31 protein-coding genes and 2 pseudogenes are annotated in these 21,323 nt (G+C 71.7%); 21 read left to right on the top strand and 12 right to left on the bottom strand.

Features of this window, described 5'->3' with window-relative positions:
* Positions 1 to 54: 54 nt before the first annotated feature.
* Entirely contained in the window at positions 55 to 1,299 is a 1,245-nt protein-coding gene (locus tag ACWDAK_RS35230; protein ID WP_427395650.1) for an MFS transporter, read from the top strand.
* Positions 1,300 to 1,654: 355 nt separating this feature from the next.
* Positions 1,655 to 1,792 (top strand): annotated as a pseudogene (locus ACWDAK_RS35225) (bacterioferritin); the annotation flags it as partial.
* A gap of 35 nt (positions 1,793 to 1,827) precedes the next feature.
* Here the strand turns inward: ACWDAK_RS35225 and ACWDAK_RS35220 are convergent.
* Positions 1,828 to 2,799 (bottom strand): SDR family NAD(P)-dependent oxidoreductase, encoded by a 972-nt coding sequence (locus ACWDAK_RS35220; RefSeq protein WP_344641209.1) that lies wholly within the window; start codon positions 2,797 to 2,799, stop codon positions 1,828 to 1,830.
* A 366-nt stretch (positions 2,800 to 3,165) separates the two neighbouring features.
* Between ACWDAK_RS35220 and ACWDAK_RS35215 the strand changes: the two genes are divergently transcribed.
* The 3 genes and pseudogenes from ACWDAK_RS35215 to ACWDAK_RS35205 all read left to right on the top strand — a co-directional run bounded on the left by ACWDAK_RS35215 (position 3,166) and on the right by ACWDAK_RS35205 (position 4,168).
* Positions 3,166 to 3,435 (top strand): hypothetical protein, encoded by a 270-nt coding sequence (locus ACWDAK_RS35215; protein WP_344641210.1) that lies wholly within the window; start codon positions 3,166 to 3,168, stop codon positions 3,433 to 3,435.
* Positions 3,436 to 3,469: 34 nt separating this feature from the next.
* Positions 3,470 to 3,596: pseudogene (locus tag ACWDAK_RS35210) on the top strand (plasmid stabilization protein); the annotation flags it as partial.
* A gap of 374 nt (positions 3,597 to 3,970) precedes the next feature.
* A complete protein-coding gene (locus ACWDAK_RS35205) occupies positions 3,971 to 4,168 on the top strand; it encodes a hypothetical protein (RefSeq protein WP_344641211.1) in 198 nt (65 codons plus the stop codon).
* Between the two features lie 82 nt (positions 4,169 to 4,250).
* Here ACWDAK_RS35205 and ACWDAK_RS35200 read toward each other — a convergent pair whose 3' ends face one another.
* Positions 4,251 to 4,619, bottom strand: a complete 369-nt coding sequence (locus ACWDAK_RS35200) for a low affinity iron permease family protein (RefSeq protein WP_344641212.1) — start codon at positions 4,617 to 4,619, stop codon at positions 4,251 to 4,253.
* Between the two features lie 329 nt (positions 4,620 to 4,948).
* On the opposite strand from ACWDAK_RS35200, the gene ACWDAK_RS35195 reads away from it, so the two are divergent.
* Entirely contained in the window at positions 4,949 to 5,194 is a 246-nt protein-coding gene (locus tag ACWDAK_RS35195) for a hypothetical protein (RefSeq protein WP_344641213.1), read from the top strand.
* A 63-nt stretch (positions 5,195 to 5,257) separates the two neighbouring features.
* On the opposite strand, the gene ACWDAK_RS35190 is transcribed toward ACWDAK_RS35195, so the two are convergent.
* The 3 genes from ACWDAK_RS35190 to ACWDAK_RS35180 are packed head-to-tail and all read right to left on the bottom strand — an operon-like array spanning position 5,258 to position 6,467.
* Positions 5,258 to 5,401, bottom strand: coding sequence for a hypothetical protein (locus ACWDAK_RS35190; RefSeq protein ID WP_425557871.1), 144 nt, complete (start codon positions 5,399 to 5,401; stop codon positions 5,258 to 5,260).
* 9 nt (positions 5,402 to 5,410) lie between these two features.
* A complete protein-coding gene (locus tag ACWDAK_RS35185; protein WP_344641229.1) occupies positions 5,411 to 5,800 on the bottom strand; it encodes a hypothetical protein in 390 nt (129 codons plus the stop codon).
* Positions 5,775 to 6,467, bottom strand: coding sequence for a hypothetical protein (locus ACWDAK_RS35180; RefSeq protein ID WP_344641214.1), 693 nt, complete (start codon positions 6,465 to 6,467; stop codon positions 5,775 to 5,777). The genes ACWDAK_RS35185 and ACWDAK_RS35180 overlap by 26 nt, the downstream gene beginning before the upstream one ends.
* 113 nt (positions 6,468 to 6,580) lie before the next feature.
* On the opposite strand from ACWDAK_RS35180, the gene ACWDAK_RS35175 reads away from it, so the two are divergent.
* The 4 genes from ACWDAK_RS35175 (at position 6,581) to ACWDAK_RS35160 (ending at position 8,749) form a co-directional block, all read left to right on the top strand.
* Positions 6,581 to 7,015, top strand: a complete 435-nt coding sequence (locus ACWDAK_RS35175) for an Hsp20/alpha crystallin family protein (protein WP_344641215.1) — start codon at positions 6,581 to 6,583, stop codon at positions 7,013 to 7,015.
* Between the two features lie 160 nt (positions 7,016 to 7,175).
* Positions 7,176 to 7,580 carry a DUF2267 domain-containing protein gene (locus ACWDAK_RS35170; RefSeq protein WP_344641216.1) on the top strand — a complete coding sequence of 135 codons (405 nt, stop codon included), beginning with the start codon at positions 7,176 to 7,178 and terminating at the stop codon, positions 7,578 to 7,580.
* 76 nt (positions 7,581 to 7,656) lie between these two features.
* On the top strand, positions 7,657 to 8,055 hold the full coding sequence (locus ACWDAK_RS35165; protein WP_427395649.1) for a DUF2267 domain-containing protein: 399 nt from the start codon (positions 7,657 to 7,659) through the stop codon (positions 8,053 to 8,055).
* 313 nt (positions 8,056 to 8,368) lie between these two features.
* Positions 8,369 to 8,749, top strand: coding sequence for a hypothetical protein (locus ACWDAK_RS35160; RefSeq protein ID WP_344641218.1), 381 nt, complete (start codon positions 8,369 to 8,371; stop codon positions 8,747 to 8,749).
* 167 nt (positions 8,750 to 8,916) lie between these two features.
* Here ACWDAK_RS35160 and ACWDAK_RS35155 read toward each other — a convergent pair whose 3' ends face one another.
* Complete coding sequence (locus ACWDAK_RS35155; RefSeq protein WP_427395648.1) at positions 8,917 to 9,345, bottom strand: ribosome-inactivating family protein; 429 nt, start codon at positions 9,343 to 9,345, stop codon at positions 8,917 to 8,919.
* On the opposite strand from ACWDAK_RS35155, the gene ACWDAK_RS35150 reads away from it, so the two are divergent.
* On the top strand, positions 9,336 to 10,379 hold the full coding sequence (locus ACWDAK_RS35150; protein WP_427395647.1) for an iron-containing redox enzyme family protein: 1,044 nt from the start codon (positions 9,336 to 9,338) through the stop codon (positions 10,377 to 10,379). The two genes, ACWDAK_RS35155 and ACWDAK_RS35150, sit on opposite strands and share 10 nt — an antisense overlap.
* Here the strand turns inward: ACWDAK_RS35150 and ACWDAK_RS35145 are convergent.
* Both ACWDAK_RS35145 and ACWDAK_RS35140 read right to left on the bottom strand, forming a co-directional pair.
* Positions 10,347 to 10,484, bottom strand: coding sequence for a CDGSH iron-sulfur domain-containing protein (locus tag ACWDAK_RS35145; protein ID WP_427395658.1), 138 nt, complete (start codon positions 10,482 to 10,484; stop codon positions 10,347 to 10,349). The two genes, ACWDAK_RS35150 and ACWDAK_RS35145, sit on opposite strands and share 33 nt — an antisense overlap.
* Before the next feature lie 109 nt (positions 10,485 to 10,593).
* On the bottom strand, positions 10,594 to 11,319 hold the full coding sequence (locus ACWDAK_RS35140) for a HemK2/MTQ2 family protein methyltransferase (RefSeq protein WP_344641222.1): 726 nt from the start codon (positions 11,317 to 11,319) through the stop codon (positions 10,594 to 10,596).
* On the opposite strand from ACWDAK_RS35140, the gene ACWDAK_RS35135 reads away from it, so the two are divergent.
* Complete coding sequence (locus ACWDAK_RS35135; RefSeq protein ID WP_427395646.1) at positions 11,243 to 11,722, top strand: hypothetical protein; 480 nt, start codon at positions 11,243 to 11,245, stop codon at positions 11,720 to 11,722. The two genes, ACWDAK_RS35140 and ACWDAK_RS35135, sit on opposite strands and share 77 nt — an antisense overlap.
* A gap of 51 nt (positions 11,723 to 11,773) precedes the next feature.
* Positions 11,774 to 12,220, top strand: coding sequence for an ASCH domain-containing protein (locus tag ACWDAK_RS35130; protein WP_344641224.1), 447 nt, complete (start codon positions 11,774 to 11,776; stop codon positions 12,218 to 12,220).
* 232 nt (positions 12,221 to 12,452) lie between these two features.
* On the opposite strand, the gene ACWDAK_RS35125 is transcribed toward ACWDAK_RS35130, so the two are convergent.
* On the bottom strand, positions 12,453 to 12,605 hold the full coding sequence (locus ACWDAK_RS35125; protein WP_344641225.1) for a hypothetical protein: 153 nt from the start codon (positions 12,603 to 12,605) through the stop codon (positions 12,453 to 12,455).
* Positions 12,606 to 12,736: 131 nt separating this feature from the next.
* Positions 12,737 to 13,228 carry a DUF6328 family protein gene (locus ACWDAK_RS35120; protein ID WP_344641226.1) on the bottom strand — a complete coding sequence of 164 codons (492 nt, stop codon included), beginning with the start codon at positions 13,226 to 13,228 and terminating at the stop codon, positions 12,737 to 12,739.
* Positions 13,229 to 13,972: 744 nt separating this feature from the next.
* Here ACWDAK_RS35120 and ACWDAK_RS35115 point away from each other — a divergent pair.
* Positions 13,973 to 15,157 carry an alcohol dehydrogenase catalytic domain-containing protein gene (locus tag ACWDAK_RS35115; protein ID WP_427395645.1) on the top strand — a complete coding sequence of 395 codons (1,185 nt, stop codon included), beginning with the start codon at positions 13,973 to 13,975 and terminating at the stop codon, positions 15,155 to 15,157.
* Positions 15,158 to 15,694: 537 nt separating this feature from the next.
* On the opposite strand, the gene ACWDAK_RS35110 is transcribed toward ACWDAK_RS35115, so the two are convergent.
* A complete protein-coding gene (locus ACWDAK_RS35110) occupies positions 15,695 to 16,516 on the bottom strand; it encodes a CYTH domain-containing protein (protein WP_427395644.1) in 822 nt (273 codons plus the stop codon).
* Between the two features lie 371 nt (positions 16,517 to 16,887).
* Between ACWDAK_RS35110 and ACWDAK_RS35105 the strand changes: the two genes are divergently transcribed.
* Positions 16,888 to 17,118 carry a hypothetical protein gene (locus ACWDAK_RS35105; RefSeq protein WP_427395643.1) on the top strand — a complete coding sequence of 77 codons (231 nt, stop codon included), beginning with the start codon at positions 16,888 to 16,890 and terminating at the stop codon, positions 17,116 to 17,118.
* A gap of 286 nt (positions 17,119 to 17,404) precedes the next feature.
* Here ACWDAK_RS35105 and ACWDAK_RS35100 read toward each other — a convergent pair whose 3' ends face one another.
* The gene (locus tag ACWDAK_RS35100) at positions 17,405 to 18,097 is read right to left on the bottom strand and encodes a type III effector protein (protein WP_427395642.1); all 693 of its coding nucleotides are present in this window, start codon (positions 18,095 to 18,097) and stop codon (positions 17,405 to 17,407) included.
* A 112-nt stretch (positions 18,098 to 18,209) separates the two neighbouring features.
* On the opposite strand from ACWDAK_RS35100, the gene ACWDAK_RS35095 reads away from it, so the two are divergent.
* The 6 genes from ACWDAK_RS35095 to ACWDAK_RS35070 all read left to right on the top strand — a co-directional run.
* A complete protein-coding gene (locus tag ACWDAK_RS35095; protein WP_344641607.1) occupies positions 18,210 to 18,644 on the top strand; it encodes an Hsp20/alpha crystallin family protein in 435 nt (144 codons plus the stop codon).
* Between the two features lie 124 nt (positions 18,645 to 18,768).
* On the top strand, positions 18,769 to 19,053 hold the full coding sequence (locus tag ACWDAK_RS35090; protein ID WP_427395641.1) for an STAS domain-containing protein: 285 nt from the start codon (positions 18,769 to 18,771) through the stop codon (positions 19,051 to 19,053).
* Positions 19,054 to 19,090: 37 nt separating this feature from the next.
* The gene (locus ACWDAK_RS35085; protein ID WP_427395640.1) at positions 19,091 to 19,495 is read left to right on the top strand and encodes a DUF2267 domain-containing protein; all 405 of its coding nucleotides are present in this window, start codon (positions 19,091 to 19,093) and stop codon (positions 19,493 to 19,495) included.
* Between the two features lie 175 nt (positions 19,496 to 19,670).
* Positions 19,671 to 19,943: a DUF2267 domain-containing protein gene (locus tag ACWDAK_RS35080; RefSeq protein WP_344641676.1), complete on the top strand. Its 273-nt coding sequence runs from the start codon at positions 19,671 to 19,673 to the stop codon at positions 19,941 to 19,943.
* 132 nt (positions 19,944 to 20,075) lie between these two features.
* On the top strand, positions 20,076 to 20,363 hold the full coding sequence (locus ACWDAK_RS35075; protein WP_427395639.1) for a hypothetical protein: 288 nt from the start codon (positions 20,076 to 20,078) through the stop codon (positions 20,361 to 20,363).
* Between the two features lie 76 nt (positions 20,364 to 20,439).
* On the top strand, positions 20,440 to 21,323 hold an 884-nt coding region (locus tag ACWDAK_RS35070), incomplete at its 3' end, for a TolB family protein (protein WP_427395638.1).

Here is a 21,323-nt window from a genome sequence, read left to right as displayed (position 1 = left end):
TCGATCAGGATGGAATATCTGGGCGGCAGTGATCATTCCAGGAAGCCTCGGTGCATGACCACCGCCACACCCCTGCCATTGCGCGACCGCCTCGGCCTGCCCGACACCGCCGGCCGCGCCCGTCTGATCGGCGCCCACCTCGTCGACAGCCTCGGCACCGGGTTGATCCTCGCCTTCGTCCTCGTCTACTTCACCCACACCACCAACCTCCCTCTCGCCGCGGTCGGCGCCGCCGTCTCCACCGCCCGGCTGCTCGCCCTGCCCACCGCCCTCGCGGTCGGCCCACTGATCGACCGCCACGGCGCCCGCGTCGTGGCGGTCGGCGCCAACGCGCTCTCCGCACTCGCCTACTGCGGGTTCCTGCTCACCCACCAGGCATGGCAGATCGTCCTGGTCTGCCTGCTCGCCCAGATCGGCCACGTCGGCTACTGGACCGCCAGCACCGGCCTGGTGCTCCTCGCCTCCCCCAAGGGCGAGCGCACACGATGGTTCGCTCTGGTGCAGACGCTGCGCAACACCGGCATGGGCCTCGGCGGGGCCCTGGGCGCCGTCCTGATGACCGGCGGCGGTACCGGAGTGCTGCGGCTGCTGGTGGTGCTCAACGCGGCCAGCTACCTGCTCGCATCCATCCTGCTGGCCACGTGGCGGCCCGCCGCTGCACCCGCGCGGGAGGCCAGGACGGCCGAGCCGGGCGGCTACTGGGAGGTGCTGCGGGACCGGCGATACCTGCTGCTGGTGGCGGTCAACCTCAGCTTCGTCTTCGCGTCGATGATCCTCAGCATGCTGCTGGCCGCCTACCTCACCGTCGGCCTGCACCGCAACGCCTCGGTGGCCGGCGCTCTCCTCGTCCTCAACGGCGTGCAGGTCGTACTCACCCAGAGCATCGTCGCCCGCCGTCTGGAGGGCAGGCGTCCCACCCGGGTGGTCGCCGCCGGAGCACTGCTCAATGCGTTCGCCTTCGGTCTCTTCGCGCTGCTCGCAGCTGCCCCCGGCTGGGCCGTCCTGCCAGGCCTGTACGCCGCGATGCTCGTGTACAACCTCGCCGAGACCGTCGCGACCCCCTGTCGGGAGGATCTGAGCGTCTCGCTCGCCGACCCGGCTCAGCGCGGCCGATACCTGGCCGTCTACCAACTCTCTTGGAACGTCGGCCAGGCCGTTGCCCCCGGCCTGCTCACCCTGCTGCTCGACCGTGGTGCCGCCTGGCCCTGGCTCTTTCTGCTCGTCCTCAGTCTGGCCGTGGTGCCCGGCCTACTGCGGCTCGGCCGGCGCCCTGACACTTCATGTGCCCGACACGTCTGACGAGCCCTCGGACAGCTGCGAGGTACGGGGCGAGTACGGCATGCTCTGCACGTTCGCCCGTACCGGGCTGTGCACTTTCAGGGCTCTGGCAAGACTAGGGGCGGCCGCACACCACGAGGAATTGCTTCCGCGGCCGACCGGCTGTATTCGTGCAAGGCGATGGTCGACGGGGATCGTGGGGGCGGCGGCGCACCATCAGGTCAGGGCCTTGCACGGTTGGGCTGTTCGCCGGTCCGGCGCTTGCCGACGGCTGGTGGCGGTCGGGGTGGGGGGGTGCCGGGGGCGGGTCAGGACGCGGGGCCAGTCGGTGATCAGCTCGACCAGTTTCTGGGCGCGTGTGGCACCGGTGCTTTTGCGGATCGTCATCTCCACCTACCAGGAGATCGTCCGCTGGCTCGGCGACCACGACCCGACCACCCGCCGGCTGATCGAATCCATCCTCGAGGAAGAGGAGGAGCACGCCGACGACCTCATCGACCTGCTGGCCAGCTGAACCATCATCCACGCTTCTCCGCCTCAGCGGAGCGGTCATCTCCACTGGGCGGGTGGCTCGTTGTAGCGCCGTCCCGCCTGTTCGCCGAGAACGGTGAGCCTGGCCACCACACCGTCGGCCGGGTGATGGCATGCCGCGCGGGCGCCGGGCACGGCGTGGCGGGGCGAGCCGCCAGGGGCGGGCAGCAGCCGGGCGACGGCTCCCAGCGTGCGGACGAAGACGCCCGGAGCCAGGCCGTGCGCGAGGATCGCCGCCTTCGCTGCGGGTGTCAGCACCAGCTCCGCCCGGCCGCGCCCGGCGGCGCGGACGATCGCACGGGCCGCACGCCGGGCATCGACGGACAGCAGGGGCAGCGACGCGGACGTGGCGAACCACGCGTACTCCCGTCCCACCTGGCCCGCGAACTCGGCGGCGTTGTGCGATCCGGTGCGCATCAGACCGGGTAGCACGGTGGTTACCCGGATGCCGTCCGCGGCGAGTTCGGTGTGCAGTCCCTCGGAGAGCCCGGTGGCGGCGAACTTCGCGACCACGTACGGCAGCAGATGGGGTACGGGAACGCGTCCGCCGATCGAGGTGATGTTGACGATGTTCCCGCAGCGGCGGGCCCGCATCCCGGGCAGGACGGCCAGTACCAGCCGGAGCGGTGCCGCCAGCATGGTCTCCACGGCCCGCTGGAAGTCCTGTTCCTGCAGCGCGGCCAGCGGCCCGACCTGGATGATCCCGGCGTTGTTGACCAGTACGTCGGGCTCGCTGCCCAGGCGTCGCCGGGTCTCCTCCACCAGCCGCCGTGGCGTGTCCGGGTCCAGGAGGTCGACCGCGGTGGAGGCGACCTCGCCGGGTCGGCCGCGCAGTGACCGCTCCGCGGCGGCCAGCGCTTCGGTGTCCCTGGCGCAGAGCATCACCCGGCAGCCGCGGTCGGCCAGCTCACCAGCGATGAGCAGCCCCAGGCCCCGGGACGATCCGGTCACCAGGGCCGTACGGCCGGCGAAGGCGTCTTGAGCGTTCATCGGTCTCTCCCTCGTCGCTGTGACCGCCGACGAGGTGACAGGCCTTCGAACGAGGATCCCGTTCGGCGTCCTCTCCGGCGGACTCGTAGCGCCTACCCGCGACCCGCCCGCGATAACGACCGGTCACGGCCGCCGCCGTCCCTCTCGTGCTCGTGGAACGAGCCGACGGCGGCGCCAGCCTGTCATGGAGCGGGAACGGTAGGTGTTTGATTCGGCGGCGCCGGAGTCGCGGAGGTTGACGCGGACGGCCGGATCACGGTTCGTCCGGCGGGTCCCCGGTGCTCACTCGGTGGCACCGGCCATGATGTCGACCAGAAGCAGCCATGGAGAAAAGCGCCCGGGGCGACGCCAAGGAGAGCATCGACCATGTCCGATACCACCGGTCCCTACCCCGTGAACAGCAACGCCCACCGCGTGGCATCGGCGGCTCGCGAGTACGGATGGCAGGTCGTGGTGGAACCGGACGGTGCGCTGCGGATGTCGCTCCTTGACTGGACGGTCCACGCGGTCTTCTCGCCGGACGGCCGATTCACCACGGCGCGGGCCGACGGTCCGGGCAGCGACTGCCTCGCGCTAGGAATGGTGGAGGTCCTCGACGTGCTGGAGGAGTACGGCAGTCCGTCCGCGCCGCAGTGAGGCCGGAGGCTGTCGGGCCACCGGGTTCACCGCGTCGCGTCGTGGCGGACTGCGGTCGTACCCGCGGGGCCCAGGGGCCGACCAAGGACCAGCTGTACGAGGAGGCGAAGAAGAACGTCAAGGGCCGTTCCACCATGAGAAAGAACTGGCCCGTGCAGTGAGCTTCCGGACGGCCTCGGCGAGCCGGTTACCGTGCTTTCGCAGGTTCACGGTGTGGACACCGCAACTGCGAGCCCCGCCGTCCGCCCCGCGCGGGAAGCTCCGGGCGCGGCGCGTGGCCGCGAGGACGCCGTCCGGGCACATGGCGCGATCGCCGCCCGCCAGCATTCCCGTCGCAGGCAACAGCGGCCAGGCGACACAGCAGAGCTCCCGGACCTCGCGACCACCGCTGCGCCGTGCTCGGCCAGGAGGCAGGCGCGCGCCCGGCGTCAACTGCCTCGGGAGCACCGCACCTGGTTGCGGACTGGTGGAGTCGCGTGAGGCTGGGTGTATGAGTGGTCTGTCAGCTGGAGCGCAGGCCCGCCGCAGGGCGCATGTGATCGTCCGGCCGGTCGGCGATGACGGGTCGGGTGAGCCGGCCCGGCGCGTGGATGTGGATGGCAGTCCGGTGGGCCATGCTCACAGCGCGTCCGATGTCACCGAGTTCATGCGGCGTGCCGACCTGGACGCGGCGCTGATCGATGACCCTGGGATCGTCGAGTGGCAGGGCGGCGGGCCTGACGTGTGGGAATGAGCGGCGGGACGCCGCGCGAGGACAGGTAGCGGTTCGGCCGGGGCTCTGGGCGAGGCGGCCCGGGGCAGCGTCAGTGCGCGGTTCAGGTTTCGTCCTCCAGTCGGATCGCCTGCTCCAGGGATTCGACCGCCTTGTCGGTGTGTCCGCTGCGCTGTTCCAGCAGGGCCGCGGCGATGGCGTCGAGCTTGCGCTGGATGGCGTGTTCGGCGCGCCGTTCGGCGTTCTTCAGCAGTGCGAGGAGCAGCAGTGTCACGGCGGTCATCAGGTCGCCGATCAGTAGTTGCCGGCTGAGGGACAGGCCGACGGCGTGGACGGCGATGAAGGCGGCGACCAGGAGCAGGCACAGCAGGAAGAACACGGGTGAGCTGGTGAAGTTCGAGGCGCGTTCGGCCATGCGCTCGAAGTGGCCATGGCCGCTGTCGGTGCGTTCGGCGGGATGCCGGAAGGACATGGGTCCTGCATAGTGCTCCGAGTTTCGGGGTGGCGCCCGCCACGCCGGTGGCAAGCCCTGGTACTCCGACCGGGCATCGCCGTCACGCTGTCAGGACGGGCGCCGCCGCAGGTCCTGGACGTATACCCGCCCGAGCACCATCCGGTCTTCGGCAAGAAGATCCCGGGCTTGTGGCTGGTCGACCTCTCCAGATCGCCGAGCACCGGGAGCCGGGCGGTGAGCCGGTGACCGAGGCGTGGGACTGGTATCGCGAGCCCTGTCCAGGGTCGGGACCAGCGGCCCCATATCCGGACTCGCCCTGGCGCGGACCCCGAGCGAGGGTGGGAGGCGTGGACATCATCGTGCTCAACGCCCCGCAGCAGCTCCAGAGCCTCGGCTCCCTTCACGCCGCCCTGCCGGAGAGTCCCAGGTCGCATCAGCCGGGGCCTCTCACCTTGTGCGGCCGACCCACCCACGGGATGAGCATCGTGGCCCAATGCTCCACCCAGGCCGGCACCGCCTGGTACCCGGCGGAGCTGGCGGGCACGACCGCCAGGTGCACGGCGTGCGCGGCCTATCTGGACGAGCGCGGGTAGCCCTCGGCCACCGCTTCACCTGCCGCGACGAGGCCACCCTCACCCACGTTAAGCGCATGGCCCTTACAGCTTCGACGACATGTTCGTCCCCGAGGCGATCAACCCGACCGCCATCGAGCAACTGCGCGTCATCCGAGAGATCTTCCCGCCGGAGAAGGAGGCGCTGGGGTGCCTGGCCATCGAGATCGAGAAGCTCCAAACCGACATGGCCTCAGCTCACCGGCGGATATTGACGGTCTGCAAGGGCAGCCACCGCCGCGCCCCGCTCGCCGCAGCTGTCCTCGCCCGGCGCGGCGGGCCGGCGTTGATACCCGGGCCGCCGCCATCCGCGCTTGGCACATCGGCGAAGGCGTCCACCCGGTGATGGGTGGAGGTGGCCGCCGTGGTCTGGGGGCTGCCCGGATCGGGGGCGGGTAGCGGCCAGGTGGGCTGGTCGAGGTGGTGGCGCAGGGCGTCGAGCCGGGCGAGGTGGGTGTCGAGGGCGGCGTGGACGGTGCTCGTAGTGGCGGCCACTTGTGCTTCGAGGTCGTGGATCCGGTCCAGGAGGTCCTGCCAGCGTCTTTCGGTGGCGGCGGCGGGGTCAGGCGCGGCGTCGGTCGCTGTCATCGCGGAGCTGGGTGGTGTGGTGGGTGAGGGCGTCGAGGCGGGTGGCGAGATCGCCCTGGCCGGTGCCCAGGTGGGGGCGGACGGCGGCGAGGGGCTCTATGAGGTCGGCGGGGTCGGTGGTGCCGAGGGCGGCGATCAGGGCGGCCTGGGCGGGGCGGGCGCCGGGGGCGAGTGCGGTCGTGGTGATTTGGGCGGCGAGGACCCGCAGCTCGGCGGCGTTGTCGCGGGCCCAGACGGCCACGGTGCGTTCGGCGGCGCGGCGGTCACGAACGGCCTTGACGCGTTCTGCGCCGGTCCCGGCGGTTTGGCGGGTGGTTCCGGCGGGGCGCAGGCGCAGGTAGCGGTTCTCGGCGGCCTGGCGGCTGGCGACGCCCATGGGGTGGGCGAGGTCGGCCCAGGTGGCGCCCGCGTTGCGGGCGTTCTCCACCAGGCCGGCTTCCCAGCCGGCGAGCTGCGCGCGTAGTTCACGCAGCAGGACCAGGGCGGCCAGGGCTTGCCCGGGGTCGGCTTCCTCGGGGCTTTGCGCAGCCGGTGGGGCGGCTGCGGGGGTCTGGGCGGTGCGGACGGCGTCGTCGATGGCGGCCAGGGCTGCCAAGGCGGCGAGGAAGGAGGCCGGCTCGACGGGCGTCTTCGGCCTGGTGGCGGGCTGCGGGGGCTTCTCACGCATGTTGTCACTCTACCGATGACGAGCATGATTTGTCATCGGATGGATGACGTGTTAGAACGGTGTCAAGGTGAAGCGCACTGGCACCCTTTGATCCCAGTTGGAGGTGTTTCGCGATGCTGTTGCGCACCGACCCGTTCCGCGAGCTGGACCGACTGACCCAGCAGTTCCTCGGTACGAGCGGCACGTGGTCCCGTCCCACGCCGATGCCGCTGGACGCGTACCGCGCGGGCGAGGAGTACGTGATCTGCTTCGACCTGCCCGGGGTGGACCCGGAGGCGATCGACATCGACGTCGAGCGGAACATGGTGACCGTCAAGGCCGAGCGCCGTCCGCGACACCAAGGCGAGAACGTGAAGTGGGAGCTGTCCGAGCGCCCGCTGGGTGTCTTCTCGCGCCAGGTCATGCTCTCCGACACGCTTGACCCGGAGGGCATCACCGCCGATTACGACGCGGGCGTGCTGACCCTCAGGATCCCGGTCGCGGAGAAGGCCAAGCCCCGGAAGGTCGCGGTCGGTCACAGCGCGGGCCGCAGGCAGATCCAGGCCTGACCCGGCCCCGATACGGTCCCGTGCCGCCCCGAACATCCCCCCGGCGGGACGGCGCGGGACACCCTCACCCCCGTTCGACAGGCCGCGGCGCGCGTGCCGGCCGGGCGGCCGGCGAGCAGCCCGTGTAAGCCCAGGTCCTGCGCCGAAGGGAGGATTCACGGTGACGCTCCGATGGGAGGCGTTCCTGGACCGCGTCCGGGAACGCGGCGAATACGACGCACCTGAGGACGCCGAACGCGCCGCCCGCGTCGTGCTGGCCTTGCTCGGCGCCCACCTCGTGGGTCAGGTCCGCGCCGACCTGGCGGCCCGCCTGCCCGAAGCCATGGCCCTGGTCCTGCTCAACCCCCTCCAGGCCGCAGAACCGCTCACCCCTGAACGGTTCGTACGCGCCACTGCCGCCTGGATCGACGGCGCCACCGAGACCACCGCCCTGTGGGACATCGGCGCCGTCCTGTCCACCGTCGCCGACGCCGCCAGCGGTGAACTCATGGACCGCGTCCTGTTCCAGCTCCCGCCCGGCTACGACCTGCTCTTCGGCCGCCCAGGTGCCGGCCACCGCCCCTGACCCCGCTCCGCCGCACCGCTGCCCGCTTCGCGTCGCCGCGCCGACCGCGCGGCCCCACCCCGGAAGGCCGCTCGTCATGACCTGCTACCGCCGCCTCCTCCAGCAGATCCGCACCGGCGGCCGCTACCCCAGCGACGAGGAAGCCGAACGGGTCCTCGACGCCGTCTTGGCCCTCCTCGGTTCCCAGCTCACCGGCGACGAACGCTGCGACCTCGCCGCCGCCCTGCCCGAACGGGCCCGCGCCGTCTTCGCCGCTCAGATCCCCCTGCCCCGTCCCGTCACCGCCCCCGCCTTCGTCGAAGCCCTCGCCCACACGCTGGGCACCAGCCTCACCGCCGCCCGCTGGGACGCCTCCTCGGTCCTGGCCGCCCTCGCCACCCTCACCGACGACCACCTCACCGACCGCCTCCTCGCCCACCTGCCCCGCGGCTACGCTCTGCTGTTCGGCCGCGCGGACCTGGCCGCCGTCGCCTGAAGTGGCGGGCCCGGCCCGCGAGCGCGGGAGCGCTACCGGGCCAGGCCTCCGCTGCCGACGACGCGGCCCATTGGACGAGGCCACGACCCGGGACAGGCGAACCTCTCCCCGGCCGGAAAGGAGCCCTCATTGGCCGCTGAGCCCGACCACACCACGCCCTGCTGCCCGGCGGCGCTGCTCGTCCTGCACGACGGCGAGCAGGATTCGGCTTGGTCTGCCGGGGTTGAAAACCACTGATCCTCGGAGTGTTTGTCGCGTGAGGGAGCGGCAAAGCGCGAAATGACAGCTCCACGAAACGGAAGGACCGCCCGCCATGACTTCCAAGAAACCGGCAACCCATCACTCCATGGACGAAGGCCAGGCCAGCCGGCACCAAGGCCGACACCACGGCTGGTCCAGCGACATCGACGCCGAGCACCAGGAACCGAACGACAGCGCCCACCGCTCCTTCCACCCCGACAGCTACGCTCCGGAGCCCGGCCCGGGCCGCGAACCCGCCGAGGAGGAGCATCGCGAGGTCCCCGGGAACACTGTGCACAGCGAGGGCACCCGAGGCGAGGAACAAGGGCCTTCCAAGCACCGGCGTGACTACGGTCCGCAAGGCCCTTCCGGCCGCCCGGCCGGAGGATACACACAGAAGGCACACACCGGAGTCGCACCGAAGGAGCCGCAAAAGCCCGAGGGCGGCCGCTGAACCGAGGCCTAGTTGTTCTGGCCCGTGAGGTTGGGAACCCGGCTGGCGGGTGGCTCTACGGCGCTGCGGACGCTGGCCTCGGACCGGCCCCCGGGCCGCCGCTCGAGGTGACGGGCGCGGCGGACCCGTAGTTGGTGAGGCGTTCTCCAGGTCCTGCTGCCAGCCGGTCAGCCCGTGATGGTGCTGGCGCCGATCATCGCGGCCCTGAACACGCCGTTGATGTCGTAGAAACGTGCCGCCTCGGAGGTGGCCTGGATCAGGAGGCAGCAGCGACCGCGCCGTCCGCTGCTGATTGCTTCCGTTGGCCTGGCCCCACTCGGGTTCGTGACATAGGCCAGCTGCTCCACGGCTCCGACGATGTCGGAGTAGTCGTGCGGGAAGTTGCCGCGGTCCACGCCGGCGTAGGCGGGCAGACCCGTGTAGGCGCCGCCGAAGCTGGCTTCTGCGGTGTTGCCGGCTCCCGGCCCTGCCCCGGGAGCAGGTTGCGCACGCGTTTGCCGATGGGCGCCCCGGGCAAGCGCCTGACGGCGGCGCCAAGTGCTGCACCCTCGACCTGCACGGCACCGCTCTTCCCAGGAGCTGAACCATGCCGACACCACGCGCAGCCGCCACCGAGGTCGCGCTCGGGTCCGGCGCGCCGGCGCTGCCCACGCCGCGCGGCCCGTACTCGGCCGCCGTGTGCGCGCTGCTGCGCTCCGGACCGCCGGGGGCGGGCCGGCTGCTCGACCTCCCGCAGCGCGAGAGGGTGGACCCCTGGGGCGAGGACGTCCAGCTCGCGCTCCAGCTCTGCTACGAGCTGCACTATCGCGGCTTCCGCGGCGTGCCGCCCGAATGGGAGTGGGACATCGAACTGCTGGGCCTGCGCCGCGAGTTGGAACGCGGCTGGCTCGCCGCCCTGCGCACCGCCACCCAGCCGGCCGAACCCCTCGATGCCCTGCTCGACCGGCTGCTGACCGAGCCCCGTGACGGCAGCGGCCCTTCGCACTTCCTGCTCGCCGAGGGCGAGCGGTGGCAGGCCCGCGAGTACCTGGCACTGCGCTCGCTCTACCACCTCAAGGAGGCCGACCCGCAGGCGTGGGCCATCCCGCGCCTGCACGGCGCGGCCCAAGCAGCCTTCCTGGCCGTCGAGTTCGACGAGTACGGCGCCGGCCGGGCGGATCGCGCGCACGCCCGCCTGTTCGCCGAGATGATGGCCGACTTCGGCCTCGACCCGAGCTACGGCCGCTACCTCGACGCCGCACCCGCCCAGGCGCTGGCAGTGGTCAACCTGATGTCGCTCTTCGGCCTGCACCGGGCCCTGCGCGGCGCCCTGGTCGGGCAGTTCGCGGCCGTGGAGATCAGCTCCTCACCGGGCTCGGCGCGGCTCGCGGCGGCCTTCGAGCGGCTCGGCGCGGGGGAGGCCGGTACGCGGTTCTACCGCGAGCACGTGGAGGCCGATGCCGTCCACGAGCAGGTGGTCCGGCACGACGTCATCGGCGCCCTGCTGCGCGAGGAACCGGAACTCGCCGTGGACATCGCGTTCGGCGTCGCGGCGACGGGGATCGTCGAGGACCGGTTCACCGAGCACCTGCTCGGCTCCTGGCGGGCCGGGCGGAGCTCACTGCGCACCGGCCGAGCCCTCGCGCGTTGACGCCCGAAGGCACGGCCGGTGACGGCGGTGGCTGGTGTCGCAGAACGGATACCGGCGGCTGCGCCGGCAGGCGCACAGCGCGACCACGGGGCGGTCGCACCGCACCGTCGATCCGTCCGGCAGCAGCACCTCCACCGGTCCCTCGATCAGCACCGGCCCGCCGTCGACCAGCCGCACCCGGCGAGGCTCCCAGCCAGCCCGGCGCGGTTCACTGTCAGCCGGCCCGGACACCGCGGATCACCACCAGGTCCTCGTCCCGCTGCCCGGGCGTGATCAGTCCGCACTGTTCGAACCATCCCGCGCGGGCCTTCATCACCGGGCCGAACGGCTGCCGCCGCCGGGCCGTCACCCGCGCGACCACGCCGCCGCGGGCCAACGCGGACAGTGTCGCCGCGACGTCGGCGATCGCGGACTGGACCACCAGCAGCACCCCGCCCGGCCGCAGCACGTGCGGCGCCTGCGCACAGAAGCGGTCCAGCACCAACCGCCCGTCCGGCCCGGCGTCCCAGGCCCGGGCGATCCCGTGCCGCGGCGCGGCCGCCCGCCGGGCCGGGACGTACGGCGGATTGCTCACCACCAGGTCGAAACGCTCGTCCGCCACCGGCGCGGTCAGATCACCGTGGCGCAGCCGGACCCGGCAGCCCTGCCGCCGCGCGTTGAGCCAGGCGCAGAAGAGCGCGTGCCACGAGACGTCCACCGCCACGACCCGTGCCCCGCGCCGCGCAGCGGCCAGGGCCAGCGAACCGCAACCGGTGCCAAGGTCGAGCACCTCGACACCTGCCTGCAGTCGTTCGCGAAGGAGGCACTCCAGCAGCAACGCGGTGTCCCCCTGCGCGGGGTAGACCCCGGGCAGCCGCAGCGAGGTGTCCAACGCGCGCAACGGCGGTACCGGCGCAGTCGTCTTCCGACAGGGCGTGGTAAATCCGGAGCGGCCACTCATCGTGCAGGTCCTTCCAACGCAGTCTCCCTCGGCCCGCGTCTGCCCCCGGCCACCCCGCGGAAACGGCTGCGACATTGTTTCGCCGTCGCCGTGCCGGTCAGACGCTCGCTACGTCCGCCCGCCCCACAGGCGGCCCCTCACCTTCAGGAGCGCACCATGCCGCGGCTGGTCACCGGCGATCCGCACCGCCCCGGCTGGACCCGCGTCCGCCGCGGCTTCGCCTACCGCGAGGCGGCAGGAGCCGCGATCAGCGATCCGGACACCCTCGCGCGGATGGGCCCTGGTGATCCCGCCAGCCTGGCGCGAGGTCTGGATCTGTCCACATCCGCGCGGGCACCTCGAGGCGACGGGGATGGACGTTGCTGGCCGGCGCCAGTACCCGGGGATCAGGACAGAGTCATAACGGCTACTACGGCGTCGGCGGCGAACACTCCGACTGCGAAAGGCGGCACCTATGACCACCGCGAGGGCGCTCACCGTGCGCCAGCCATACGCCGATGCCATCGTGTACGGCCCGAAACGGATCGAGAACCGCCCCAGACCCACCAAGTACCGCGGCCTGCTCCTCATCCACGCCGGTCTGGTCACCTACAGGGGCCTCCTCCCGCCAGCGAACCCCGATTGGCCGGACGAGAGAGGCGCCATCATCGGCACCGCGCAACTCGTCGGCTGCCACCGTGCCACCGAAGGTTGCTGCCTCGAATGGGGATTCCGTGACAGCTGGCACTGGGAACTCGCGGACGTCCTGGCTCTTGCCGCGCCTCTTTCGGTACGGGGAGCGCTCGGCTTGTGGACCCCCAGCGAGGACATCCTCCGGGCCATTCGCCAGCAACGCTGTCCCATGCGCGACGAATCCAGAAGCGACTCCCGGCCGGATACTGCCCGCGGATTGGAGCCCTGAACTCCTCAGGCCTCTCTCCTGAGGGTTCCTCCCGCCGAGCCCGGCACCGGCACTATGGCCTTCGGACTGCCCGACGACGAAGGCCGGTCCCTGCATGTCCGGGAAGGTCGGAACCTGTCACCTCGCCTCACCATCGAATCCACAACCACCGGCCCGGGAGCGCCTCGCGAACGTCGGCTGTCCCCGGTAAGCCGCCACGCAGCCGGGGTCCCCGCGCAGGGCCGGGTAAGGGCTACCCGAGGATCGCGTCCGCTGCCTTCTGCAGGAACCCGGGGTGCTCGGGCCTGCGGGGCGCCGCATCGCGGATCTCGATCATGCGGGCACCGATCTGCTGGAGCGCTGTGCGTCCGAGCGCGGCCCGCACCTTCGGGAAATACGTGGACACGCCCGGCACATTCCGCGTGGAGATCAACGGGGAGGTAGCCCGGCCGCTCGCCGCCGAGTCCAGCGGGCCAGCAGCACACCTGCCTGCACGCCGTCCTGCTGCCGCGAACCGCCGCAAGGGCGAGCGGAGTGTCACTGCGCCCCGGCTCGTGACGTGCGGCGCCGACCCACGCGCAACGCGATCCAGGGCAGAATGAGCCAGCAGATGGCGAACCAGAACATCACGGCTCCCGCGACCGCCCAGGCGATCGCCGATCCGGTGGCGACGTGGAGAAGCAGCACGAGGGCGGCGCCGACGGTGATGCCGAGCAGGACGAGCCCCAGGACGATCATTTTGGCGCCGGCGCGGACCAGTTCGGGCATCATCCGGTGGCCGGCGAGGAAACGGTGGAAGGCGACCGGAGCGATCAGCGTGCCGGTGGCAACGGCTCCGAGGACCACCGTAACGTCGTACAGCGTGCGGTCGACCGGGCTGATCCGGGTGAACCGCGGGGTGAAGACCACGCTGATCAGGAATCCGAACAGAATCTGCGCGCCGGTCTGGGCGACCCGGACCTCCTGCAGCATCTCAGTCCACTTGCGGTCCGCCCTCGCCTCCGACTCCTCGTTCTCGCTCCCGCCCACCGTTCAGCCCCTTCGCGTACCCGAACCGCAGTCCACATGATTCGGCATCACCCGGACTGTGCTCTGCAACCGCGCGCTGCGGCCGCCACGCTTCCTCCGCCCGGCCCACCCGCTGCGCCAGCTGCCCAGACGGGGACCCGGGTTCCGGTGATCGACGCGGCCCCGGCCCGCCCGAACGATTACTTCCCGGTGGGGAGCCGGTGAACGGGACAGTCGGCTGCAACCTCCTGCCGTCGGTGAGGAGGCATCTGTCTGGGAAGAGAACGATGTCGTGAGCACCTCTGACGGAGACGCGGGAGCGCTCTGCGGAGCAGCGGAACATTCCGGTGTTCGCCCCGAAGGATGTCCCTGCCCAGGGAACGGCCAAGAGCGAGGGGGCCGGTCAGGGCAGCGGGGTGCCGTCGGCAGCGTTGAGGACCCCAAGCGGCCGCCCGCAGTCCCGCTTCGACGGGCGGGCCGTCTTCACGGCCTGCCCCGAGGCCGGCACCGCGCTGGAGATCAACTGCCGGCACGAGCGCGGTAGTCACCAGAGCAGCAGGCCGCCGAGCACGGCGGCGGCGACCCGCGGCCGGTTGCGCGGGGGTGAGGCGGGTAGCCGCGACGGCGTCCAGCCTTCGCCGTCCGACCGGCGCCTCGAGAGGTCTCGGCTTCGGGCCCGCCCGCCGGGCCGCCGAACGCGGGCCACATGCTCTGAACTCGGCCGAGCAACTCACTTGAGGGCCAAACAGAAAGAAGGACCAGACAATGCGAGCAGTCACATGGCATGGCCGGCGCGATGTCCGCGTGGAGGAGGTCGCCGACCCCTGTCTCCGGGACTCCACCGATGTGATCGTCGAGGTGACCACCACCGGTTTGTGCGGATCGGACCTGCACCTCTATGAGGTCCTGGGCCCCTTCCTCGATCCGGGCGACATCCTGGGCCACGAGACGATGGGAACCGTCCGCGAGATCGGGACCGAGGTCACGGCGCTCCACCCTGGCGACCGCGTGGTCATCCCGTTCAACGTCAGCTGCGGCACCTGCCGTCTGTGCACCGCCGGTCTGTACTCGCAGTGCGAGACCACGCAGGTCACCGAGTACGGCAGTGGGGCCGCACTATTCGGCTACACGAAGCTCTACGGCCAGGTTCCCGGCGGCCAGGCGGAACTGCTCCGGGTCCCGTTCGGCAACACCCTGCCGATCAAGGTTCCTCACGGTCCGCCCGACGACCGCTTCGTGTTCCTGTCCGATGTCCTTCCCACCGCCTGGCAAGCCGTCGAGTACGCCTCCGTTCCGGCCGGCGGTAGCCTCGCTGTCCTCGGCCTGGGACCGATCGGCGACATGAGTTGCCGTATTGCCGCCCACCGGGGTATCGCCCAGGTCATCGGCATCGACCTGGTTCCGGAACGCCTCGCCCGCGCCCGGGAGCGCGGTGCCACCGTTTTCGACCTGATCGAGCACGGCGACGACATCGCCAACGTCGTGCGTGACCTCACCGACGGCCTCGGCCCGCACGCGGTCATCGACGCCGTCGGCATGGAGGCCCACGGCTCACCGATCGCCGAAACGGTCCAACGCGCAACCGGCCTGCTCCCCGACGCTCTGGCCGAACGCATCATGCGCCGCGTCGGCATCGACCGCCTCCACGCCCTGCACCTGGCCATCGACATGGTCCGCCGCGGCGGCACCATCTCCGTCTCCGGCGTCTACGGCGGCATGACCGACCCGCTGCCCCTGCTGACCCTTTTCGACAAGCAGATCCAACTGCGCATGGGCCAGGCCAACGTGCGCCGCTGGGTCGACGACCTGCTGCCGCTGGTCACAGACGGCGACCCGCTCGGCGTCGAGGGCTTCGCCACGCACCACCTGCAGCTCGCGGACGCGCCGTCGGCGTACGAGATGTTCCAGCGCAAGGAGGACGGCGCGGTCAAGGTCCTCTTCCAGCCCTGACCCCGAGCGGGAGCCATCACCTGGCCGGAGGAGACAGCCGTGCGGCCGGCCGCGGGTGATGTTCGGTCCGGTACGTTCGTGCTGTCCGCGCCGCCGGGAGGCCCTGGCATGTCCGCCCGCCGACCAAGGCCGCCCCCTTTGGTCCGCCGATCAGCGGTCAGTTTTCACCCGTCGCTGACAGTCGTCGCGTGCGGGAGTTGAAGAGGTGCACCCGGAGGTATTGACCTGAATCGAACGCGGAGGAGACTGGTCATTACACCGGAAAACCGGGCAGAGCCATTCTGGCTGATGGAGACGTTCATCGAGCCTGATGGTGATGATCCAGGATCCGGCCTAGGCCCCCGGCAAGTTCGCCCGAACACCGGAACCATCAGCGACGACTGAAGATTTCAGGACGAGATCGGAGCTACCGGGGACTGACACGTCCGGGGTCGGTGCGATCCCCGCGCGGGAACCTTGAAACGGCACTCGCCGTTCTCCACGAAGGTGCCAAGCTCGCTCAGCCGGAAGCCGTTCGGACAGCCCCTGACCTCAACCTCACGGGTCAGAACACCCAGCGCCCGACCCGGGAGCACCTGGACCTGCCGGACCCGATCGGCTACCGCCACGAGGGCGGCCCGGTGCTCCTGGACGAGGCCACCGTGCGGCTGCTGATCCGCTGCCACAAGCTCGGCCTGGCCCAGGCGAGGGCCACGGTGAGCGGGTCAGCCCCGCGTCGGCGAACACGGCCTCGATGTGGTCCAGCAGGGTCGGCGGGCCGTGCTCCAGCTCGACCTCGAACTCGGTCCAGCCGCAGACCTCGGTACTGGTCCCGCCTGCCGGGCCGGTCTCGTGTGCGTCCATGGGTCGGGCTTCCCCGTCCGTCCCGGGGACCGCCGGCCGATCGTCCGAGGGCGTGGGGGCGAGGTGTCCGGCATCGAGGACCTGGGCCGCGACCCGGTCCTCGGTGATCTGCGCGAGCGTGTCTCCCCGCTCGTCGCGCAGCAGCAGCTGGGCGCGGCGGGTGCGCAGGTGCGCCACCGGGGCGAGCGTGGCGCCGCGAGTAAATGCTGTGACGAGTTGCGAGAACTCAGTCGGGACCTCGCCGGGGCCACTGGCCTCCAGCGGCAGCCGGACCTCCTGGCGCACGTCGTCGCCGCGCGGCAGCTTGAGGTGCCAGCCGGCATCGCTCCCGCCGGTGCGCCGGCGCACCGTGATCCCGCGCCCCAGGAGGCGCAGGTCCCGGCTGTCGTAATAGACGGCGTCAAGGTCCTGGGGTTCGGTGCTCTGCGCGGTTGCCACGCCGGGCACCTGGTCGAGCCGCTGCGGAAGCGCAGAGCCGTCGTACTTCCGCTCGGTCTCCAGATGCTGTGTGCTCATGCCCTGCGCGTGCCCGTGACGGCCGCGATCATGTGCAGGCGGGCAACACTGGAGGCATGGATCCGGTCGAAGCGCTGCGGCGGATCGCCTTCTCGTGGAACTGCTGACCGTCGAGGGCGCCGACCAGGCGTAGTGGCCGCCGCCGACGCCGAGGAACACACGGCTTTCCTCCGCGCGGGTGAGTGAGTGCTCGGCCACCGCGCTGCGACCTGCCGCAGGGGAGCGGAGCATGGGCGAGCCGCCCATGCCGGTCCCCGAGCCCGTCGCCGACCTGATCCGGGACTACCTGAACCCCGACCACCACCGCCTGCCCCACGCCAGTGCGCGAAGTCGGCAGTGGGCTCTTTCCTGGACGCCAAGCTGGCCAGCCCATGGCGGCGCGGAGTCTCCAGACGATCCTGAGGGAGGCCGGCATCGTGCCCGGTACCGGCCGGGCAGAGGCGCTGCGCCAGTTCGTCGCGCACACTCCGCCGCCTGTGGCCGCGAAGGCGCTCGGCTACCCCGACTTCACCACCGAGCAGGCCGCGACGGACATCGGGGCCACCTGGAGCCGGTATGCCTCCGGAGACCACGAGCGCGACCGCCCCCGGGCGCGCCGGTGAGTTACGGGCGCCGGGCGTGACGGCCCGGCTGGTTGCGGACCGCGGGGTGACTCCCGGCCCTGTCAAGCCGGCTGGTTGTTCGGCGGTGCGGCCTTGGGGGCTGCTCGGGTCGGGGGCGGGTAGCGGCCAGGTGGGTTGGGCGAGGTGGTGGCGCAGGGCGTCGAGCCGGGCGAGGTGGGTGTCGAGGGCGGTGGTGACGGTGCTCGTGGTGGCGGCCACTCGTGTTTGGAGGTCGTGGATCCGGTCCAGGAGGTCCTGCCAGCGTCTTTCGGTGGCGGCGGCGGGGTCAGGCGCGGCGTCGGTCGCTGTCATCGCGGAGCTGGGTGGTGTGGTGGGTGAGGGCGTCGAGGCGGGTGGCGAGGTCGTCCTGGCCGGTGCCGAGGTGGGGGCGGACGGCGGCGAGGGGCTCTATGAGGTCGGCGGGGTCGGTGGTGCCGAGGGCGGCGGTCAGGGCGGCCTGGGCCGGGCGGGCGCTGGGGGCGAGTGCGGTCGTGGTGATTTGGGCGGCGAGGACGCGCAGCTCGGCGGCGTTGTCGCGGGCCCAGGAGGCCACGGTGCGCTCGGCAGCGCGGCGGTCACGAACGGCCTTGACGCGTTCTGCGCCGGTCCCGGCGGTGTGGCGGGTGGTTCCGGCGGGGCGCAGGCGCAGGTAGCGGTTCTCGGCGGCCTGGCGGCTGGCGACGCCCATGGGGTGGGCGAGGTCGGCCCAGGTGGCGCCGGCGTTGCGGGCGTTCTCCACGAGGCCGGCTTCCCAGCCGGCGAGCTGGGTGCGCAGTTCACGCAGCAGGACGAGTGCGGCCAGGGCCTGTCCGGGGCCGGCTTCCTCTTCCTCGGGGCCTTGGGCGCCGGGGGCGTCGGGGATCTGGGCGGTGCGGACGGCGTCGTCGATGGCGGCCAGGGCCGCCGCGGCGGCGAGGAAGGAGGCCGGTTCGACGGGCGTCTTCGGCCTGGTGGCGGGCTTCGGGGGCTTCTCACGCATGTTGTCACTCTAACGACGACGAGCAGTGTTTGTCATCGGAACGATGACGTGTTGGAAGGGTGTCAGGTGAAGCGCACTGGCACCCTTTGATCCCACTTGGAGGTGTTTCGCGATGCTGTTGCGCACCGACCCGTTCCGCGAGCTGGACCGGCTGACCCAGCAGTTCCTCGGTACGAGCGGCACGTGGTCCCGTCCCACGCCGATGCCGCTGGACGCGTACCGCGCGGGCGAGGAGTACGTGATCTGCTTCGACCTGCCCGGGGTGGACCCGGAGGCGATCGACATCGACGTCGAGCGAAACATGGTGACCGTCAAGGCCGAGCGCCGGCCGCGCCACCAGGGCGAGGACGTGAAGTGGGAGCTGTCCGAGCGCCCGCTCGGCGTGTTCTCCCGCCAGGTCATGCTCTCCGACACGCTCGACCCCGAGGGCATCACCGCCGACTACGACGCGGGCGTGCTGACCCTGCGCATCCCGGTCGCGGAGAAGGCCAAGCCCCGTAAGGTCGCGATCAGCCACAGCGGCACCCGCAAGCAGATCCAGGCCTGACTCGGCCCCGATACGGTCCCGCACCGCCCCGAAAATCCCCCCGACGGGGCGGCGCGGGACACCCCGCCCCCTCTCCCCGGGCCCGCGCGCCGCGCGAGGGCCGACCGGAACAGCGAGCAGCCCCATGCCAGACCAGGGCCAGGCTCCCTTCGTGGTGCGGGCACGCGGCGAGATCGACCTCGACGCCGCCCCGCGCCTGCGCCGCGAGCTGACCCGCGCGCTGGACGCGCACCGGGAGGTGCTGCTCGACCTGTCCCAGGTGACGGACTGCTCGGGCCTGGGCGCCCTCGTCCAGGCCCGCAACCAGGCCGACCGCACCGGCGGCCGCCGGGTTCTGCGGGGTGTCGGTCACCCGGCCAGGCTGCTGAGACTCACCGGCCTCACCGGCCGCCTGGGCCCCACCTTCTAGCCGCCAGGCACCGCCCGCGTCGAAGGGAGGATCCGCGGTGACGCTTCGATGGGAGGCGTTCTTGGACCGGGTCCAAGAACGCGGCGAATACGACACCACCGAGGAGACCGAACGCGTGGCCCGCGTCGTGCTGGCCCTGCTCGGCGCCCACCTCGTAGGCCAGGTCCGCGCGGGCCTAGCGGCCCGCCTGCCCGAGGCCCTCGCCCTAGTCCTGCTCAACCCCCTCCAGGCCGCCGAACCGCTCACCCCCGAACGGTTCGTGCGCGCCACGGCCGCCTGGATCGAGGGCGCCACCGAGACCACCGCCTTGTGGGACATTGGCGCCGTCCTGTCCACCGTCGCCGACGGCGCCGGCGATGAGCTCATGGACCGCGTCCTGTTTCAGCTCCCACCCGGCTACGACCTGCTCTTTGGCCGCCCACGGGCCGGCCACCGCCCCTGACCCGCTCAGCGCCGCCGCGCCGACCGCGCGGCCCCACCCCGGAAGGCCGCCCGACATGACCCGCTACCGCCGCTTCTCCAGCAGGTCCGCACAGCCGGCCGCTACCCCAGCGACGAGGAAGCCGAACGCGTCCTCGACGCCGTCCTGGCCGTCCTCGGCTCCCAGCTCACCGGAGATGAACGCTGCGATCTCGCCTGCCCTGCCCGAGCGAGCCCGCGCCGTCTTCGCCGCCCAGATCCCCCTGCCTAGCCCCGTCACCGCCCCCGCCTTCGTCGAAACCCTCGCCCACACCCTGGGCACCAGCCTCACCGCAGCCCGCTGGGACGCCTCCTCCGTCCTGGCCGCCCTCGCCACCCTCACCGACGACCACCTCACCGACCGCCTCCTCGCCCACCTGCCCCGCGGCTATGCCCTGCTGTTCGGCCGCGCGGACCTGGCCGCAGCCTGAAGCGGCGGGCCCGGCCTTCGAACGCGGGTTTCGCCGCCCGGGCCAGGCCTTCGCCCTCGGCGACGCGGCTGACGAGGCTGCCGGCCTGGGGCAGGCTCACATACGGACACCGCCGCCGATGACATGCTGTCCGTGGCGCCCTCACACGCCGGTGCCGTGGTCGGCGAACTGGCGGCGCTGCCGTCCGCCCTCACCCTGCCGTCCGGCCCGCACGACACCATCGCCGCGGTCGCCGGCATCCTGGGCGCGAAGCTCAACCAGCGCCACAGGCCCGGCGAACAGGGCGACGACCAGGACGGCTGCGGCTGCAGCATCGAGCTGGACAGGGACGGGGAACCCTGGGTGTTCACCCGGGGCAACTCCTACTGGTACCTGCTGGCACTCATCATCAGCCTGTTTCTGAACCTCGGCGGGTGCTGAACGCACCCCGCCGGCGTTCGAGTTCTGGGTCGTGCGGCAGGATGTGCGGACACGTAGCTGCGGATGGGGGCGCCAAGTGACCGAGGTGTCCATGGAGTTGCTGGCCGAGTTGGTGGTGGACAGCGTGGTGCCGCTGTACCCCGTGGTCTCGCCGGATGGTTGCCTGGTCGCCTACGCGGTGAGGACCGTTGGTGTCAGAGAGCGCTTGGTGAGTGCGCTGTGGCTGGCGGATACCGCTGGTGGTTCGACTCCGCGGCAGTTGACGGACGGCAGCCGGTGGGTCGGGGCTCCGCAGTGGGCTCCGGACTCGGGGTCTTTGTACTTTGTCACTGGTCGGCAGTTGCACCGTCTGCGGCTCGGTGACGGGCTGGCGGAGGAGGTGACCGCTTGGCGCGGCGGCGTCGCCGGTTTTCGGCTGCTGGCCGACGGCCGGGCGGTCGCGGTGGTTGCCGTCGATGAACCGGACGCCGAGGACGAGCGGCGGCGGGCTGAGGGGGATGACGCGGTGGTGTGGGGCGAGTGTGCACGCCCGGCGCGGCTGCGGCTACTCGACCTCGACAGCGGTGAGCTGCGTTCGGTGGCCGGTCTCGGTGAGCGGCACGTGGTGGAGGGGGTGCAGCGGCCGGACGGCGGCCCGCTGGCGGTGCTCAGCTGGGCGGGCCCGGAAGAGGATTCCGGGGCGTTCGCCGCGGAACTGCACCTGGTCGATCCGCACACTGGCAAAGTGCATGACCTGGGCCCGGTCGGTGTGGACGCCTGCTCAGCAACCTGGTGGCGTTCCGGGGACACGTGGCACCTGTCCTATCTGGCGGTCACGCCGCCCGGGCCGGTCGGCGGGACGGCGGTCTTCGACATCACCGTGCCGGATGCCGGGCCGGCGCCGGAGCACCGCAACCTGACCGCGGGGATGGCCGTGTGCCCGACCGAGCTTGTGCAGGTCGCCGAGGGCACGCCGCTGGC

It is taken from the genome of Kitasatospora sp. NPDC001175, assembly GCF_053598215.1.
Note: the sequence above shows the minus strand (reverse complement) of the source record. Positions and strands in the feature narration are given on the sequence as shown.

What these genes read in the sequence shown, in the direction of transcription:
- ACWDAK_RS35165 (WP_427395649.1), top strand. Translation starts at nt 7,657, where the DNA reads ATGACCTGCTACCGCCGCCTCCTCCAGCAGATCCGCACCGGCGGCCGC.
- ACWDAK_RS35220 (WP_344641209.1), bottom strand. Translation starts at nt 2,799, where the DNA reads ATGAACGCTCAAGACGCCTTCGCCGGCCGTACGGCCCTGGTGACCGGA.
- ACWDAK_RS35200 (WP_344641212.1), bottom strand. Translation starts at nt 4,619, where the DNA reads ATGTCCTTCCGGCATCCCGCCGAACGCACCGACAGCGGCCATGGCCAC.
- ACWDAK_RS35185 (WP_344641229.1), bottom strand. Translation starts at nt 5,800, where the DNA reads ATGACAGCGACCGACGCCGCGCCTGACCCCGCCGCCGCCACCGAAAGA.
- ACWDAK_RS35175 (WP_344641215.1), top strand. Translation starts at nt 6,581, where the DNA reads ATGCTGTTGCGCACCGACCCGTTCCGCGAGCTGGACCGACTGACCCAG.
- ACWDAK_RS35100 (WP_427395642.1), bottom strand. Translation starts at nt 18,097, where the DNA reads ATGCGTGAGAAGCCCCCGAAGCCCGCCACCAGGCCGAAGACGCCCGTC.
- ACWDAK_RS35130 (WP_344641224.1), top strand. Translation starts at nt 11,774, where the DNA reads ATGACCACCGCGAGGGCGCTCACCGTGCGCCAGCCATACGCCGATGCC.
- ACWDAK_RS35190 (WP_425557871.1), bottom strand. Translation starts at nt 5,401, where the DNA reads ATGTCGGTTTGGAGCTTCTCGATCTCGATGGCCAGGCACCCCAGCGCC.
- ACWDAK_RS35115 (WP_427395645.1), top strand. Translation starts at nt 13,973, where the DNA reads ATGCGAGCAGTCACATGGCATGGCCGGCGCGATGTCCGCGTGGAGGAG.
- ACWDAK_RS35150 (WP_427395647.1), top strand. Translation starts at nt 9,336, where the DNA reads ATGCCGACACCACGCGCAGCCGCCACCGAGGTCGCGCTCGGGTCCGGC.
- ACWDAK_RS35140 (WP_344641222.1), bottom strand. Translation starts at nt 11,319, where the DNA reads ATGAGTGGCCGCTCCGGATTTACCACGCCCTGTCGGAAGACGACTGCG.
- ACWDAK_RS35160 (WP_344641218.1), top strand. Translation starts at nt 8,369, where the DNA reads ATGACTTCCAAGAAACCGGCAACCCATCACTCCATGGACGAAGGCCAG.
- ACWDAK_RS35110 (WP_427395644.1), bottom strand. Translation starts at nt 16,516, where the DNA reads ATGAGCACACAGCATCTGGAGACCGAGCGGAAGTACGACGGCTCTGCG.
- ACWDAK_RS35180 (WP_344641214.1), bottom strand. Translation starts at nt 6,467, where the DNA reads ATGCGTGAGAAGCCCCCGCAGCCCGCCACCAGGCCGAAGACGCCCGTC.
- ACWDAK_RS35080 (WP_344641676.1), top strand. Translation starts at nt 19,671, where the DNA reads ATGAACGCTGCGATCTCGCCTGCCCTGCCCGAGCGAGCCCGCGCCGTC.
- ACWDAK_RS35090 (WP_427395641.1), top strand. Translation starts at nt 18,769, where the DNA reads ATGCCAGACCAGGGCCAGGCTCCCTTCGTGGTGCGGGCACGCGGCGAG.
- ACWDAK_RS35215 (WP_344641210.1), top strand. Translation starts at nt 3,166, where the DNA reads ATGTCCGATACCACCGGTCCCTACCCCGTGAACAGCAACGCCCACCGC.
- ACWDAK_RS35095 (WP_344641607.1), top strand. Translation starts at nt 18,210, where the DNA reads ATGCTGTTGCGCACCGACCCGTTCCGCGAGCTGGACCGGCTGACCCAG.
- ACWDAK_RS35105 (WP_427395643.1), top strand. Translation starts at nt 16,888, where the DNA reads ATGGCGGCGCGGAGTCTCCAGACGATCCTGAGGGAGGCCGGCATCGTG.
- ACWDAK_RS35230 (WP_427395650.1), top strand. Translation starts at nt 55, where the DNA reads ATGACCACCGCCACACCCCTGCCATTGCGCGACCGCCTCGGCCTGCCC.